Annotated in this window: 16 protein-coding genes, 1 tRNA gene and 3 pseudogenes; 7 read left to right on the top strand and 13 right to left on the bottom strand. The window is 67.3% G+C overall.

From position 1 onward, the window contains the following. Positions 1–17: 17 nt before the first annotated feature. The 4 genes from SY89_RS09315 to SY89_RS09300 form a co-directional block, all read right to left on the bottom strand. Positions 18–1,091 carry a BMP family lipoprotein gene (locus SY89_RS09315; RefSeq protein ID WP_054584696.1) on the bottom strand — a complete coding sequence of 358 codons (1,074 nt, stop codon included), beginning with the start codon at positions 1,089–1,091 and terminating at the stop codon, positions 18–20. A gap of 296 nt (positions 1,092–1,387) precedes the next feature. Continuing rightward, positions 1,388–2,368, bottom strand: a complete 981-nt coding sequence (locus SY89_RS09310; RefSeq protein WP_054584012.1) for a PLP-dependent cysteine synthase family protein — start codon at positions 2,366–2,368, stop codon at positions 1,388–1,390. A gap of 68 nt (positions 2,369–2,436) precedes the next feature. Then, positions 2,437–2,736: a DUF5798 family protein gene (locus SY89_RS09305; RefSeq protein ID WP_054584011.1), complete on the bottom strand. Its 300-nt coding sequence runs from the start codon at positions 2,734–2,736 to the stop codon at positions 2,437–2,439. An 86-nt stretch (positions 2,737–2,822) separates the two neighbouring features. Beyond that, positions 2,823–3,056: a hypothetical protein gene (locus tag SY89_RS09300; protein WP_054584010.1), complete on the bottom strand. Its 234-nt coding sequence runs from the start codon at positions 3,054–3,056 to the stop codon at positions 2,823–2,825. A 79-nt stretch (positions 3,057–3,135) separates the two neighbouring features. Here SY89_RS09300 and SY89_RS09295 point away from each other — a divergent pair, with 79 nt between their 5' ends. After that, the gene (locus SY89_RS09295; protein WP_054584009.1) at positions 3,136–3,360 is read left to right on the top strand and encodes a hypothetical protein; all 225 of its coding nucleotides are present in this window, start codon (positions 3,136–3,138) and stop codon (positions 3,358–3,360) included. Between the two features lie 2 nt (positions 3,361–3,362). Here the strand turns inward: SY89_RS09295 and SY89_RS09290 are convergent, their stop codons facing one another. Further along, positions 3,363–4,622: a CobW family GTP-binding protein gene (locus SY89_RS09290; protein ID WP_054584008.1), complete on the bottom strand. Its 1,260-nt coding sequence runs from the start codon at positions 4,620–4,622 to the stop codon at positions 3,363–3,365. Between the two features lie 131 nt (positions 4,623–4,753). Between SY89_RS09290 and SY89_RS09285 the strand changes: the two genes are divergently transcribed. The 3 genes and pseudogenes from SY89_RS09285 (at position 4,754) to SY89_RS09275 (ending at position 8,009) form a co-directional block, all read left to right on the top strand. Further along, positions 4,754–5,050 (top strand): hypothetical protein, encoded by a 297-nt coding sequence (locus SY89_RS09285; protein WP_054584007.1) that lies wholly within the window; start codon positions 4,754–4,756, stop codon positions 5,048–5,050. Then, positions 5,050–6,024 (top strand): ArsA family ATPase, encoded by a 975-nt coding sequence (locus SY89_RS09280; RefSeq protein WP_054584006.1) that lies wholly within the window; start codon positions 5,050–5,052, stop codon positions 6,022–6,024. Before SY89_RS09285 ends, SY89_RS09280 begins: the two co-directional genes overlap by 1 nt. Positions 6,025–6,135: 111 nt before the next feature. Further along, a pseudogene (locus tag SY89_RS09275) lies at positions 6,136–8,009 on the top strand (carbon starvation CstA family protein). A gap of 147 nt (positions 8,010–8,156) precedes the next feature. Here the strand turns inward: SY89_RS09275 and SY89_RS09270 are convergent. Further along, positions 8,157–8,800, bottom strand: a pseudogene (locus SY89_RS09270) (hypothetical protein). Positions 8,801–8,908: 108 nt separating this feature from the next. Between SY89_RS09270 and SY89_RS09265 the strand changes: the two are divergent. Next, entirely contained in the window at positions 8,909–9,130 is a 222-nt protein-coding gene (locus tag SY89_RS09265; protein ID WP_054584005.1) for a hypothetical protein, read from the top strand. A gap of 18 nt (positions 9,131–9,148) precedes the next feature. Here SY89_RS09265 and SY89_RS09260 read toward each other — a convergent pair whose 3' ends face one another. The 3 genes from SY89_RS09260 to SY89_RS09250 form a co-directional block, all read right to left on the bottom strand. Continuing rightward, positions 9,149–9,499, bottom strand: coding sequence for an antibiotic biosynthesis monooxygenase (locus SY89_RS09260; protein ID WP_239685578.1), 351 nt, complete (start codon positions 9,497–9,499; stop codon positions 9,149–9,151). Further along, a complete protein-coding gene (locus SY89_RS09255) occupies positions 9,496–10,224 on the bottom strand; it encodes a fumarylacetoacetate hydrolase family protein (RefSeq protein WP_054584004.1) in 729 nt (242 codons plus the stop codon). Before SY89_RS09255 ends, SY89_RS09260 begins: the two co-directional genes overlap by 4 nt. Before the next feature lie 69 nt (positions 10,225–10,293). Next, entirely contained in the window at positions 10,294–10,584 is a 291-nt protein-coding gene (locus tag SY89_RS09250; protein WP_054584003.1) for an acylphosphatase, read from the bottom strand. A gap of 93 nt (positions 10,585–10,677) precedes the next feature. Between SY89_RS09250 and SY89_RS09245 the strand changes: the two are divergent. Next, positions 10,678–12,050: pseudogene (locus SY89_RS09245) on the top strand (phosphohexomutase domain-containing protein). A 5-nt stretch (positions 12,051–12,055) separates the two neighbouring features. Here the strand turns inward: SY89_RS09245 and SY89_RS09240 are convergent. Both SY89_RS09240 and SY89_RS09235 read right to left on the bottom strand, forming a co-directional pair. Further along, positions 12,056–12,484 (bottom strand): CoA-binding protein, encoded by a 429-nt coding sequence (locus SY89_RS09240; protein ID WP_054584002.1) that lies wholly within the window; start codon positions 12,482–12,484, stop codon positions 12,056–12,058. Between the two features lie 37 nt (positions 12,485–12,521). Continuing rightward, positions 12,522–13,130 carry an RAD55 family ATPase gene (locus SY89_RS09235; RefSeq protein ID WP_054584001.1) on the bottom strand — a complete coding sequence of 203 codons (609 nt, stop codon included), beginning with the start codon at positions 13,128–13,130 and terminating at the stop codon, positions 12,522–12,524. Between the two features lie 203 nt (positions 13,131–13,333). On the opposite strand from SY89_RS09235, the gene SY89_RS09230 reads away from it, so the two are divergent. Continuing rightward, positions 13,334–13,408, top strand: a tRNA-Arg gene (locus tag SY89_RS09230). Positions 13,409–13,721: 313 nt separating this feature from the next. On the opposite strand, the gene SY89_RS09225 is transcribed toward SY89_RS09230, so the two are convergent. After that, positions 13,722–14,177 carry a ferritin-like domain-containing protein gene (locus SY89_RS09225; protein WP_054584000.1) on the bottom strand — a complete coding sequence of 152 codons (456 nt, stop codon included), beginning with the start codon at positions 14,175–14,177 and terminating at the stop codon, positions 13,722–13,724. Positions 14,178–14,277: 100 nt separating this feature from the next. Next, entirely contained in the window at positions 14,278–15,450 is a 1,173-nt protein-coding gene (locus SY89_RS09220; protein WP_054583999.1) for a mandelate racemase family protein, read from the bottom strand. Positions 15,451–15,497: the final 47 nt, after the last annotated feature.

Genomic DNA, 15,497 nt, shown 5'->3' with positions numbered 1-15,497 from the left:
GGACGATCGCTCGGGGTTCAGTTTTCGGGTTCGGTCGGAACGTCGATGTCGCCGTTCTGGATGGCCTCCCGCGAGGAGTCGAGCGCGTCGAGAACCTCCTGCGGGATCTCACCCTCGTAATCGGCGCCGATGACGGCCTCAACCCCGCCGTCCTCCAGGCCGAGCGAGACCGTCGAGCCGCCCTTGAACTCGTCGTTCACGACGTCCTTCGTCGCGTTGAACACCGCGGTGTCGACGTGCTTGACCATGCTGGCGACGATGGTGTGGCTGGCGTCACTGCTCAGCGACTGGTCGCTGTCGACGCCGATGGCGAGGCGGCCGCGCTCGCCCGCGGCGTTGAACACGCCGCTCCCGGTGGCGCCGGCGGCGTGGTAGACGATGTCGGCGCCCTCGTCGTACATCGAGCCGGCGATCTCCTGTCCGCGGCCCGGGTCGTTCCAGGACCCCGCGTACGCCGAGCGGACGTCGATGTCGGCGTCTGCGTGGTGGACGCCGGCGATGAAGCCGGCCTCGAACTTCTTGATCAGGGGGTTCTCTTTGCCGCCGACGAAGCCGACCGTCTTGGTGTCGGGGTCGCTGGAGAACGTCTTCTCGGTGCCGCTGTAGCTCCCCTCGTGGCTGAACTCGCGCGTGGAGAGGAGGCCGGCGAGGTGGCCCACCTGGAACGAGCCTTCGTGCTCGCGGAAGCGGTAGGAAGCGACGTTGTCGGCGTCGAGTCCGGCGTCGACGAGCATGAAGTTCTGATCGGGGTACTCATCGGCGTTCTCCTGGAGCGCGGTCCGCTGGGAGAACCCGATACAGGTCACGAGGTCGTAGTTGGGGTCCGACGAGCTCGCAAACTGGCTCTGGAAGGTGCCGAACTCGCTCTGGCCCTCGGGCTCGGTGTTGTCGTAGGCGATGCCGAGTTCCTCCTCGGCCTTCTGGATACCCGCGTGGGCCATGTCGTTGAACGCCTCGTCCCCGAGGCCGCCCAGGGAGTAGACCATGCCGACGTGAGCCTCGGCGCTGTCACCGCCACTGCCGCCGAGGCAGCCAGTCAGCCCGGTCAGTGCTGCGCCGGTCGCGCCCGCGACGAACGTCCGCCGGTCGATGTGCTCGCGCATCGTTACCGGTTTTTCCCTTGGAACGGAGGTTAAGCCCATCGTTTCGCTGTTCCGTTGGGTTAGCAAAGTAACCTGTCTGCAGCCAAACTGGGTACGTCTTCGCCGGCGTCGCGGGAGTTCTTCGGCCACGGCGAGGAAAACATGCACGAACGTGTAGTTCACCATCGGCGCCGTTGCGAACGCGACGGGCGATCCGTCGCCAGCGGCCACGTACGACGTGATTTGGGGCTCGTTAGCACGGCGTCAGATCCGCTCGGCCGCACCTGCCGGCAAGCCGTGGGGGGCTACCCTTCCCACTCCTCGTACTCGCCGTAGAGCCCCTTCGAGAGGTAGCGCTCGCTGGAGTCGGGGAACACCGTCACCACCGCGTCGTAGGGGGCGTCGATCTCGCCGTCGGCGATCCGCTCCGCCACCTGTTTCGCCGCGATCGCGTTCGCGCCGGAGCTGGAGGCCACGAGGTGGCCCTCCTCGGCGGCGAGGCGCTGCACCTCGGCGTGGGACTCCTCGTCCGGGACGGCGTGGACCTCGTCGACGAGGTCGGGCTCGAACAGCTCGTTCGTCGAGGTGTCGTGGGTCCCGATACCCTCGGTCTTGTACTCGCCTTCCTCGCGCTCCTCGCCGAGGAGCGTCCCGTAGAGCGACCCCTCGGGCTCGACGGCGGCGACGTGGGTGTCCCCGTGCTGCTCGCGTCCGTACCGGGCCAGCCCCATCAGGGTGCCTGCCGTCCCGCAGCCAGCCACGAGTGCACCGACTTCGCCGTCGAGGGCGTCATAGATCTCCGGTGCCGTGGTCTCGTAGTGGGCCTCGGCGTTCAGGGGATTCGAGAACTGTTGGGGGACTGCGGCGTTGTCCAGTTCCTCGGCGAGTTCGTGAGCGCGCTCGATCGCGCGGGGCATCCCGTCCTCGCTGGGCGTGTTGATCACTTCGGCGCCCAGTGCGCGCATCAGCGTCTGTTTCTCGACGGAGAACCGTTCGGGGACGACGAACACGGCGTCGAGATCGAGCTGGCGGGCGGCGACGGCGATACCGATGCCCGTGTTGCCGGCGGTGGGTTCGATGACCGTGCCGCCGGGGTCCACGTCGCCCCGCTCCAGCATCCCTTCGAGCATGTACTTCCCGATGCGGTCCTTGATGCTGGCCCCGGGGTTGAACGACTCCAGTTTCGCGTACACTGGGACGGCGTCGGGGCTATCGTGGACACGGACCAGCGGCGTCTCGCCGATGGTGTCGAGAACCGAGTCCAGGGGTTCTCGATGAGTGCTCATACGGGGTCGTGGAGGGTAGCCGTTGTGTAGTTTATCATCTGTAAAAGCGACCCCGCGACCGAGGACGCTCAGTCGTCGGTGGTCGCCGCGTCCTCCTCCGACGACGCCTCGCCGTCCTCCGCCTCGCTGATGTGGGCCTCGGCGGCGACGGCGTCGACGTCGATGTCGTGCTGATCCGCGATGGCGTCGAGGACGGCGCGCTGTTCGGCCAGCTCCTCCTCGACGGTGCCGACTCGTTCCTTGGTCTCGTCGACGGTCTGCTGGGTCTCCTCGACCTCCTCCCGGAGTTTGTTCATCCGCTCGTACACCTTCTCCGCTTTCTCCGCGACGGTCTGCAGCTTCTGTGCGGTGCTTCCGAGTCCGACCATATCCGACTGATAGGGGCGGAGGCATGTGTCGCTTCCGGTGAGTGTTGCTCGGCCGACCGCTGGACCGCCCCTCGCGACGCCCGGCGCTAGCGTACGGACATCAGGTACGCGGCGGTGAAGATGAGCACCGTCGCCGTCGCGACGTTGACCGGGGTGAACGCGACGCTGCCGACGAAGTCGAGCCCCCAGATGATCGTGACCGCGAACACCGTCGACAGTACCAGGTTCAAGCCGTGGACGACCCACGGGTTCCCCGCGGAGCGCTCCGTCGCCGCCTCGAACCCCTCCCGACCCGTCGGGCCGTCGTCCTCCTCGCTCATACACGTAGCCAGAGTCCGGGCCACTTAGCTGTTGGTCGCCGCCGGGAGAGTGAAGTCGGTCGAGTCGAAAAGGGAGACTATGGGAATCGTTGGCACAATACACGACGCGCTGACGCGGGAGTCAGCGTCGACGGAAGCGACATCGAACGGCGCGTACTGGTGTGACGACTGCGACGTGCGGGTTCGGGACGTGGCGGTCGAGTCGGAGGGACTGGACCGCGACGACGACGGAACGCCGCAGTGTCCAGACTGCGGGTCGGCGATGCGGTTCGAGCGCGCCCACGCCGACGGCTGTGCCTGCTGACGCTACTCGACCGCTGCGGGGGTCGGCTCTCGTAGCGCGGTCTCCTCCTCGTTCGTGGTCGGGAACGGCCCCGCGGGAAGTTCGTCGAGTCGCTCCCACTCCGCGTCGGTGACCAGCGCATCGTCGAACCGGGTCCGCAGCGCGTCCTCGTCGAACTCGGTCCCGATCACGACGTACTCCGTGCGCCGGTCGCCGTGCTCCTCGTTCCACTCCAGGTTCGGCCGGTTCGATCGGTAGAGATCCTGCTCGATCTCGGGCAGCGAGGCGATCCACGGGCCGCGCGCCTCCACGCGAACGGATCGACCCGCCTGCCCGACAGTCTGGCGGAGGTCGTTGCCGGCGACCCAGAGCGTCCCTTTGGAGCGCACCACGCCCGCCGGGAGATCGCGGAGCACCGCGGCGAGGCGCTCGGGGTGGAACGGGCGTCGGCGCCGGTAGGTGAACGAGGAGATGCCGTACACGTCGTCCTGGTGGCGGTGGCCGTGGTGATGATCGTCGTCGTGGTCGCTGTCGTGACCCGCCTCATCGTGTCCGTCGTGATCGCTCTGTACCTCCGCCAGCGCCCGTTTCCAGCCGGGGAGATCGCTCACTTCGCGCTCCTCGAACCGCGCTACGTCGAGCAGCCACGACGGATCGACCGACGAGAACGACGTGCGGACAGTGTCGGCGTCGGGCTGGAGCGCCGCGACCAGCGCCTCGGCCTCGTCGAGTTCGTCGGCAGTACAGAGGTCGGCTTTGTTCAGTACGACCGCGTTCGACACCTCGATCTGCTCGACGAGGAGGTCCGACAGCGGCCGGTCGTCCTCCTCGGCGGCCGTGCGCTCGGGAGTCCCCTCGCCGCCGAAGGTGTCGACGAACAGCCGCGAGTCGACGACGGTCACCAGCCCGTTGACGCGGTAGCGCGCCGCCGCGGCGGACTCGGTGGTGAACAGTCGCGCGACGGGCGCGGGCTCGGAGATGCCCGAGGACTCCACCACGAGATGGTCGAACTCCCGGTTCTGTGCGAGCCGGACGACGGCCGTCTCGAGGTCGTCCTGCAGTTCACAGCAGATACAGCCGTTCGAGAGCTCCTCGACCCCGCCGGCAACGTCGGTGTCCGACCCCTCGGCGACGAGCTCGGCGTCGACGTTCACGTCGCCCATGTCGTTGACGAGCACCGCGATGTCGCGGTCGCCGGCGTCGGTCAGCAGGTGGTTCAACAGCGTGGTTTTCCCGGCGCCCAGGCTCCCCGAGAGCACCGTGACCGGGATACGATCGCTCATGCGTGTGGGTGGGTGCCACTCGCCTTTCAACCCCTCGGCAGTGGCCGACGCCGCTTCGGGCGTCGGTGGCCCCGAACGGGCGCCCGCGGCTACGACAGCTTTTACCGCGTGAACTCGTACCACCAGAGACGATGGACCTCTCCGAACGGATCGATCGGTTCCTCGCGGAACTCGACGAGTGGCTCCGGGGGCTCTACCACGGGATGATCAGCCATCCGGCGTACGAGAAGATCGAGAAGGAGGCCGAGGATCTGGAGGACGCGTTCATGCTCGCGTGCTTCCCCGACGCCTTCGGGATCCCGTCGCCGGTGTCGTACTACACTGCCGAGATCCTGCCCTACATCGAAGACGAGTTCAAGGCGTGGGAGCGACGGCTCTGGGACCGGAACACGATGCTCGAACGCAAGGGCCAGCAGTACCACTTCTGATGAAGCCATTCGTGTTCTTCGGCGGGAAGGGCGGGGTCGGCAAGACGACCGTCTCGTGTGCGTACGCGCGGAAGTGCGCCGAGGCGGGCGTGGACACGCTCGTCGTCTCGACTGACCCGGCCCACTCCGTCTCCGACGTGTTCGATCAGGAGTTCGGCGACGTCCCGGAGCCAGTGGCGGGCGTCGACGGCCTCGACGCGCTCGAGATCGACCCCGAGGACGAGGTGACCGCCCATCTCGACGACATCCGGAACCGGCTCTCGGATCAGGTGTCGGCGTCGATGGTGAACGAGATCAACAAACAGCTGGAGATGGCCCACCAGACGCCGGGCGCCTACGAGTCGGCGCTGTTCGATCGGTTCGTCGAGGTGATGAAGGGGAGCGACCCCTACGACCGCGTCGTGTTCGACACCGCACCCACGGGATCGACGCTGCGCCTGCTCGGGCTCCCGGAGTTCCTCGAAGACTGGGTCGACCGGCTGATGTACAAGCGCCGACAGAGCATCGACCTGTTCGAGAAAGCCGCGATCGGGAACAACGAGCCCCGGCGGGTGATGGATGGCGACCCCGTTCTCGAACGGCTGCAGGACCGCAAGGAGTTCTTCGAGTTCGCCGGCGGGGCGCTCCGGAACGACGCCGCCTTTTTCCTGGTGTTGAACCCCGACCAGCTCTCGGTCAACGAGACCGCCCGCGCGATCGACGACATGGACGCCGAGGGGTTGGGCGTCGACGGCCTGATCGCGAACAAACTCACGCCCGCGCCCGACGACGACGAGAACGGCCGCGGTGCCCGCTACCTCCGTGACCGCATCGAGACGGAGACGGACCGGCTGGATCAGGTCCGGGAGTCGCTGGCCCCGCCGCTGTTGGCGGAGATCGAGACGCGAACCCGCGAGATCAGGGGCGACCTGCTCGCCGAGGTGGCCGCCGAACTCGAGGTGTCCGTCGCCGTCGAGGAGCCGACGTTCATCTGATCGGCGACGACTGAGGCACCGTATCTTTTTGACAGCGAAGCGACGTAGTGGAACGATTGGCCAAGGCTTAAGTCCTGTACAACAATCTCTATCACGAAGGTACGTGACACAATGACTCAGGTAATCTGGATCGTGGCGGCGGTGTTGATCACGTTCTCCGTCGGGTACGTGGGGTACTCGAAGTACCTCTCGCAGTTCGTCGACCTCGACGACTCACGTGAGACGCCGGCCCACAAATACGAAGACGGTCAGGAGTACGTCCCGTCCAAGAAACCAGTGCTGCTCGGGCACCACTTCTCGAGCATTGCGGGCGGCGCACCGATCGTCGGCCCGATCACGGCCGGCGCCATTTGGGGCTGGGTCCCCGCCCTCGCGTGGGTGGCCATCGGCAACCCCTGATGGGCGCCGTGCACGACTTCGTCTCCCTCTCGGGATCGATGCGACACGAGGGGAAGTCGATCGGCTACATCATCGGCGAGTACGTGGGTGAACGGGGCAAGAACCTGCTGCTGTGGTTCGCGTTCCTCACCATCATCCTCGTCGTCGCGGTGTTCGCGCTCGTCGTCGGGATCGTGCTGAACGCGTTCCCCTCGGCGGCCACCGCGAGCTTCGTGTACATCGCACTCGCCGTGGTGTTCGGCGTCTATCTCTACCAGCTCGACGGCCCGTTCATCCCCGGGACGATCGTGTTCGTCACGGGCGTGTTCGCGGGCGTCTGGTTCGGTATCAACAACCCCGTCGCGCTGTTCCCGGCCGTCGAGGCCGGCGCCTACCCCGACGGGACGATCATCCTGCTCGGCTTCCTCGGCGACGGTGCCTGGCTCCCCGGTGCGGTGATGGACTCCAGTGCGATTCTCACGCCGAACGTCGCCGGGTGGGTCCCAGCGATCCTCATCTACGCGGCGGTCGCGAGCGCGCTCCCCGTGTGGACGCTGCTCCAGCCGCGTGACTACCTGTCGTCGTTCCTCCTGTACGCGGGGGTCGGCGGTGCGCTGATCGCGATCATCGCCGGCACGCTGCTCGGCACGGCCAGCCAGCCGCTGGTGGTCGCCGACAGCATCGCCGCGTTCGAAGGGTTCCTCGGGGTGCCCGCGGTCTCGCCGTTCCCGCTGTTCCCGATGCTGTTCGTAACGATCGCCTGTGGGACGATCAGCGGGTTCCACTCGCTGGTCTCCTCCGGGACGACCGCGAAACAGCTCAACAAGGAGAGCGACGCCCGCCTGATCGGCTACGGCGGGATGCTCGGCGAGGGGCTGCTCGCCGCGGTGGCGCTGTCGACGCTCGCGATCGCCGGCGGCGCCGAAGCGGCGGCCGGCGGCGGGATCGGCGGCGCACTCCCGAACTTTGCGTCCGGCGGCGGGATCATCCTCACCAGTCTGGGGATCCCGACGAGCTTCGGCGCGCCGTTCATGGCGCTCGTCCTCGTGAGCTTCCTGCTCACGTCGACGGACACCGCGGCCCGCCTGGGTCGATACATGATGGAGGAGATCATCGGCACGCCCGGCAGCGGGACGGAAACCGGGCTCTCCGGCGGTCTGAGCTCCTTCGCCCGCGGTCGGTACACCAACCCGATCATCCAGTGTGGCCTCGGCTACGTGCTGGTCATCTCGGGCGAGTGGGCGACGCTGTGGACGCTGTTCGGCGGCGCGAACCAGCTGCTCGCCGCGCTCGCGCTACTGACCGCGACCGTCTGGCTCGCCAACTGGGACGAGTCCAAGCAGCTGATCAGCACCGGCGTCCCGATGGTGCTGATGGTGACGATCACGGTGCTCGGCCTCTCGTGGGTCGCGTTCAAAGAACAGCTGTACGACCAGCTGATCATGGGCGGCGCGAGCGGGCTCGGTGCCCAGGTCTCCGCGTCGGTCCGGGTCTTGCTGGCGCTGGTGCTGATGTACCTGGCCCTCTCGCTGGTCAAGATCGGGTACGACAACATCAGCAACGTTCGCGGCGGCAGCGGTGCGACGCCGGAACCGAGTGACGACTGACGGCTGTCGTCACTCCGTCGTACCGAGCGACGACTGACGGTCGCCGGTAGGCGGCGACGGACACTGCGACACGGGTCGGCCGCACCGGGCGGCCGAACCGTCACGGTCCCCGATTACCTTCCCTCTGCAAGAACACGCCAGCGACAGCTACGTCCAGAACCGCTTGGCGAACCGTGAGAGGAAGCTCTCGCTCGGCCGCTCGACGTCGCCCCAGAGCGCGAACGCCTCCGCGGTGTCGGCCTCGGTGCTGGCGATAACCGTCTCCGTGTCGGGGCGACGACGACGAGGTTGATCTCGTAGTGGCCGTAGTAGCCGTACGCGAGCAGTTCTCGCTCGCGGAACCCCTCGACGAACTCCCGGACCGACTCGGTGAGCTCGTCGGCGACGACGACGAACGTGAACTCCGTTCCGAAATGCTCCTCGCTGGGGACGATCCAGTCGTCGGCGAGGTCGTGGCCCAGCTCGACCAGTGACTCGAGGTCGTCGACGGCCGGGCGAGCCACCCGCCGCGCGAACAGGTACTCCGCGCGGTCGTGATCGGCGTAGCTTAGCGCGGGGTGGAAGAACTGCTTCTGGGTCCGCACTCGGAACTCGCCGTAGAGATCGAACGACTCGCCCCGAACGCGGTAGTCCCGTTCGAGGTCGTAGCTGAACATCAGCCGACCGCTGACCCGGTCGAAGTACTCGTCGTCCCACGTCGGCACCTCCTCCCGAATCTCCGGGGGAGCTCCTCCGGATCGCGCGCCTCGGCTTCGGTCATCGGCGGCCTCCGACGGCCCAGTCGCGGTCATCCGCGGCGGTTCGGTGAGTCATGGCCGACTGTGACACACCCTCGCTCAAAAGCCCGTCGCGTGGCCGGCGGCGGCACATCTATCACTAGGGAACTGTAACACACGTTCATGAGCGACGAACAGCCGACAGAAGCGTGCGGGCGCTGTTCGATGACCACCGTCGTCGACGCCGTCGACGCCAACAACGACGGCCCGGACCGTGACCCCTTCGGCGACGAACGCATCGAGGTCGATGAGTCGGCGATCCGGCGCGTGTCGCCGGTCGCGTGGATGGGGAAAGTTATCGGCCGGCTGAACGCCGCCGTGAAGCGGTTGACGTACGGGGAGTAGTCTAACAGCGCCGCCGGCTCAGCGCCGCTGACTCGCCCGACAGTGGTAGTGCGTCGCTTCGTCGTCCCAACGAGCGAGTAGCTCGCGAGCCGGCTCGGGGACGTGGGCGTTCTCGTAGTTCTCGCCGGCGAACTCCCTGACGGCGTCGTAGTTCGAGAACCAGATCTGGGTCACGAACTCTACTTCCTCGCCCGCGTCGCGCCGGAGCAGGTCGGAGCCAAGAAATCCCTCGCCCGACATCGTCGCGAGCAGTCCGTCGTCGGGATCGGCGAGAAACTGCTCGTACGCGTCCGCGTCCTCGGGGTCGGTCCAGCCGTGCCAGACGCGGACGATCAGGTCGTCCCCGTCGTCTGCCCCGTTCCCGCTCACCGAGTAACCTCGTGTTCGAGCGTTCCGACGCCACCGATCTGGATCTCGACCGTGTCGCCGTCCTTGAAGGGGCCCACGCCCTCGGGCGTGCCCGTGGCGATCACGTCGCCCGGTTCGAGCGTCATGTACTGGGTCGCCTCCTCGATCAGCGCCGGCACGTCGAACACCATCTGGTCGATGGTGGCGTCCTGCTTCACCTCGCCGTTGACACGAGTCTGGATCTGTGCATCGTCCGGGACGTGTTCGGGGTCGACGACGCAGGGACCGATCGGGGCGGCGCCGTCGAACGCCTTCCCGCGGACCCACTGGGACTCGCTGCGCTGGTCGTCGCGGTTCGACACGTCGTCGACGCAGGTGTAGCCCGCGACGTACGCCATCGCGTCCTCGGCGTCGACGTGTTTTGCCTGTTTCCCGATCACGACGCCGAGTTCGGCCTCCCACTCGACGCGCTCTTTCCCCGCGGGGAGCGTAACGGTGTCGCCGTGGCCGGCGACGGTGTTCGGCCCCTTCAGGAACAGGAGCGGCCGGTCGGGCACGTCGGCGTCGTGCTCCTCGGCGTGGGCGACGTAGTTTCGGCCGACACAGACGACCTTAGTCGGCTCGGTGGGGGCGAGCAGATCAATCTCGTCGAGGGCGTACTCCTCGTCCGCGAAGCTGACCGCGTCGCCGTGCCACTCGCCGCGTCGTACCGCGCCGCTGGGGTCTCGGAAGCGTGCGTGTCGCATCACCGGGAGCGTCGCTCCCCCGTGGCTAAGTCGTTCCGACTGCGGCGAACGTGGCTGGAGCGTCGACGATCAGCCGGACCAGCGAACCTCGAACCCGTCGACGCCCTGGGGCTCCTCGTACGCCACCTCGACGCCGTCGACGCTGGCCCGCGGGCTCCCGGTGTGACACCAGCCGATCATCGACTCCACCGACCGCGGGTCGCCCTCGAACACCGCCTCGACGCGGCCGTCGTCCAGGTTGCGCACCCACCCGTCAACCCCGCGCCTGGTGGCGGTCTCCTCGGTGTTGGCTCGGTAGCCGACGCCCTGTACGTTCCCGCTGACGTGGACGTGCGCGCGGACGCGGTCGGCTTCGCTCATGGTCGATGAATCGACTGAGCGATACTTAACTCCGGTGTCGGGCGCCGGCCCGGAACCGGGCAGGCAAAGTAGCCCCGTACCGACCGGTCGAGCATGGAACTGTTCGGCACTGCGGGGATCCGCGGCGACGCTCGTCAGCGGGTGACGCCGTCGCTGGCCATGCGCGTCGGCCAGGCGGCAGCAGTCGACGCGCTGCAGCAGGCGGGATCGGACGAGTCGGTCGAGTTCGCGCTCGCTCGCGACGGCCGTGAGACGGGGCAGGCACTCGTCGACGCGATGGCGTCGGGGCTCGCCTCGGCCGGCGTGGACGTGATCGAGATCGGCCAGGCGCCGACGCCGGCGCTCGCGTACGCGAGTCGGGGCCGCTACGGCGTCGCGATCACGGCCTCGCACAACCCCCGGCGGACAACGGCATCAAACTGTTCGCCGACGGTGTCGAGTACAGCGGCGAGGCCGAGGCTCGCATCGAGGGCCACATCGACGCCGGCACCGAACCGACGCAGTGGGATGCGTGGGGCACCCGCGAGCGTGCCGCGGTGCTCGAGGACTACCGTGACGCGGTCGTCGCCTACGCCCGGCAGTTCGGCGCCGACCTCGACGGGCTCCGGATCGTCGTCGACTGCGGCAACGGCATGGCGTCGCTGGCGACGCCGCAGGTGCTCCGCGAACTCGGCGCGGAGGTCGTCACGCTCAACGGCAACGTCGACGGTCACTTCCCCGGCCGCGGGAGCAAGCCGACCGAGGGGACGCTGGGTGACTGTCTGCGCTTCATGGCGGACGGTTCGTTCGACCTCGGAATCGCCCACGACGGGGACGCCGACCGCATCGTCGTCATGACGGGTGACGGCGAGGTCGTCCACGAGGACACCGTGCTGGCGATGCTGGCCGAGGAGTACGTCGCGGCGGCCGACAGCGAGGAGCCGACGGTCGTGACGACGCCCAACGCCTCCGCACGCATTGACGAGCGCGTCCGCGCGGCAGGCGGTCGCGTCGAGCGCGTCGCGCTGGGCTACCTCCACGACGGCATCGCCGACGCCCGCGACGGCGGCGCCGACGTGGCGTTCGCTGCCGAGCCCTGGAAGCACGTCCACACGCGCTTCGGCGGGTGGATCGACGGCGTCGCCTCCGCGGCCGTGCTGGCGCGGCTCGTCGCCGAGATCCCGCTTGCGGAACGCCGGGAGCCCATCCCCGAGCGACCGTACACCAAGATCAGCGTCCCCTGTGCCGACGACGCCAAGGTCGACGCGATGGCGCGGCTGACCGAGACATTGCCCGAGCGCTTCCCTGCGGCCAGCGTCGACGACGAGTACGGGGTTCGACTGGAGCTTCCCGACGCGTCGTGGGTGCTCGTGCGCCCGAGCGGGACGGAGCCGTACCTCCGGATCTACGCGGAGAGCGACGACGTCGAAACGCTCGCGGAAGCGGCGAAGACGGTCGTCGAGGATGCGATCACAGACGCGGCGTAAGCGACCTACGCGGAGGCGGCCAGCCGACCGTGGTCGACTTTGATACAGCGATCCTGGACGAAGTCGAGCCCGGCGGTGTCGGCCAGTTCCGCGGCCTCGTCGTTGGCGATCCCCAACTGCAGCCAGACTGCGCCGGCGTCGCCGCGGGCCTCGTGACGGTCGACGACGGCCTCGACGACCGCCGGCGTCTCCTCGCTGGGGCGGAACACGTCGACGAGGTCGATCTCCGGCTCCACGTCGGCGAGCGAGTCGTACGCCGTCTCGCCCAGGATCTCGTCGGCGAAGGGGTTGATCGGCACGATCCGGTAGCCGTGCGCCTGCAGGTACCGCGGCACGTCGTGGGCGGCTTTGCCCTCGGTGGTCGAGCAGCCGACGACTGCGATGGTGTCGGCGTCGAGCAGGTCGCGCAGGCGGTCGTCGTCGGTGATCGGCATGGCCGACGGTTGCGCCGCTACCGGCAAAAGGGGTGGGTCAGGCGTCCGCGAGGTGGACGATTGGGTCGGCGTGCTCCTGGACCTCGACGACGCCGTCGAACAGCTGTTTGAGCGTGTTGAGCGTCTGCTGGTCGTGGGCCGTCTCGTCGATACAGTAGAGCCCGAGGCCGTCGACGCTCTGGACGCGGCCGGTGAACACGTGGAGGAAGCGGAACACGGTCTGGAGGTCGGAGTACATCAACAGCGTCGTCAGCGAGTGGAGCATCACGCGGTTGCGCTCGATGTTCCGGTCCTGGTAGAACGCCTGCAGGAACTCCGAGAGTTGGATCCCGATCCCCGTCATGTCGACCGGCGAGGAGGCGTACTTGACCCGATCGCGCTCGGGCACCTCGTCACCCTGCTGTTTGGTGACGCAGTCGACGACGGCGACGGGTCGGCTCTCGTAGCTCGTCCGCTCGGCGAACTGCTCCAGTATCCGGTCGGCGCTGTCTTTGGTGGTGACGACGATCGAGCCCTCACCCTGCTCGGTGCCGGCGGCGAGGAGGTCGAGACAGCGTGCCCGTTTTCCGGCCAGTGGCGGGCCGGTGAGGAGGATGTTTGTCCCGGGCTGAACCTCCGCGTCGAGATGTGGGTGGAGGTCGTACATCACGCGGGGAGGGGTGAAACAGCGGGAATAGAGCCTCCAGTCGCGCGATCCAGAAGACGCCCGAGATTCATCGGATGTGTGAAGAATGATTTGATGCGTTATTATTCTTTGTGATTGCCCGTGGTCGTCGACGTCGCCGCCGGACGGAACCACCAGACTGAACCGAGTGACTTAACTATGGGTCGGCAGTACGAATGCGTGTCGGGCGCTTAGCTCAGCCTGGACAGAGTACTTGGCTTCGGACCAAGCTGTCGCGGGTTCAAATCCTGCAGCGCCCATCCCGTTGTAACACGATTCGGAGCCAACGCTGAGTGAAGACGGCTCAGGGCTCGGGGCAATCCTCACCCTTCCCGGTTTTCGGTTTCGCCCCTACCCGCGGCGATCACGCCACTCTCCAAAGACATTCGCCAGCGACATCATCAGCGGTCCCCCTCGTTCGGACTGCTCGGCTAACCAACGCAGCTGAAAGCGCGGAATTCACTCGCTTCAAGGGCGGTGCCTGCTGGGGTTGTCCTTTCTCGCCGGTCACCAAGTGCTGATCTGGGGAGCACCCATCACGCAGGGACGGGCAGCGCCCCCGAGCAGCCAGGATCAGTCGGTCTGGTACTCCTTTTCGAACCCGCGGAACTCGGTCCGGTGGGCTTCCTCGTCGGCCAGGATCGTCACCGCGAGATCCTCGGTGACGGGGTCGTCGGCGGCCTCCGCGGCGTCGATGAGCGAGCGGTAGGTGTCGATGGCGTCCTCCTCGGCGTCGAGCACCCCGCGGATCACCGAGAGCACGTCCGTCGAGTCCTCGGGCGGCTGGAGGGAGTCCTGTCGTGCGACGAAGTCCGCGGAGCTGGGCGGGCGGGAGTCGAGCTGTTTGAGCCGGTTGCCGAGCTGTTCGGCGTGGCCCAGCTCCTCCTGGATGTCCGCCTGGAGGCTCTCCTTGATCTCCTCGGCGCGGACGCCGTCGAGGACGATCGCGTTGGTCTGGTAGTTCATCACGGTCTCAATCTCGTCGGCGTAGGCCTTGCGCAGCAGGTCGATGACTGTCTCAGAACTCATACGTCCGTAGTTACGTCTAAACAACGATATATCCGTCGACGGTTCTCGGATCGCGGCAGAAACCCCCCGTTGTGAGGAACGACACACGACCGTGTACGACCTACTCGTAGGTGTGGACCTGCCCGGTCGTGTGCTCCTCGATGTACGCCCAGTCGTAGTCGACGCCGAGCCCTGGGCCCTCCGGCACCGAGACGGTTCCGTCCTCGACGGCCCCCATCATGTCGGAGTAGCCGCCCTCGTACACCGGTGGCTGGGTGTTCTGGCAGTCAGGGTGGACCAGCGCCATCTCGTAGTAGTTGGAGTTGCGGCAGGCGGCGATGCAGTGACGCTGGGCGGGCCCGGGCGCGTGGAACTCGATGTCGAGCCCGAACGCCTCGGCGACGCGGGCGACCTTGATCGCGCCAGTGATCCCGGCGTCGTACTCCGGATCCGCCCGGAGGAAGTCCGTCGCGTCGTTGGCGGCGAAATCGGACTTGATCTCCAGGCCGCGGACGTGTTCGGTCTGGAGGATCGGCGTGTCGAGCTTCTGAGAGAGCTTGCGGTGGGCGTGCTGAGAGATGCCGCCGTCGCGGAACGGGTCCTCGTACCAGAAAAAGTCCTGCTCGTCGATCGCCTTCCCGAGTTCGAGCGCGTCGGCGAACGTTTCGAGTTCGCAGGCGGGATCGTGCATCAGGTCCATCTCGTCGCCGACGCGCTCGCCGACGGCGTGGACCGCCTCGACCTCCCGATCGAGATCGCGGGAGGCGTCGCCGCCGCCCCAGCCGTGAATCTTGAACCCGCCGAACCCCTGGTCACGGCACTCCTCGGCGAAGTCAGCGAACGCCTCGGGGGAGTCGAGGCCGCCGGCGTCGTCGCCGTGGTACGTCGACGCGTACGCGGGGACCTCCGTGCGGTAGGTGCCCAGTAGTTCGTGGATCGGCGCGTCGTAGTACTTGCCAGCGAAGTCCCACAGCGCGATGTCGATGGGGCCCATCCCCATCCGATCGTACTTCCGGAGCGCGCGTTTGATCTCCGACCAGTGCTTCTCGCGCTCCAGTGGGTTCTTGCCGATCAGGTACTTCGCGATGATGTTGTACTGCGCCGCCGCGGGGGAGTTCCCGCCGACGTACTCCCCGGTGATCCCCTCGTCGGTGTGGATCTTGACGCCGAACAGCTTGCGGTAGGTGGTCTCGCCGGGCTCGTAGACGAGGTTGAAGCCGTGTTCGTCGGTGCCCACGTCCTCCAGGGGGTACTCGAACTCCCGACTCACGATTTTCGTGATAGTGGGTGGCATGCCCGTTTCCTCCGGGGGCCTGTGGTAAAACACCTCGGCATCGACCG

This window comes from Halolamina pelagica (assembly GCF_001307315.1).
Lineage (GTDB): Archaea > Halobacteriota > Halobacteria > Halobacteriales > Haloferacaceae > Halolamina > Halolamina pelagica_B.
Note: the sequence above shows the minus strand (reverse complement) of the source record. Positions and strands in the feature narration are given on the sequence as shown.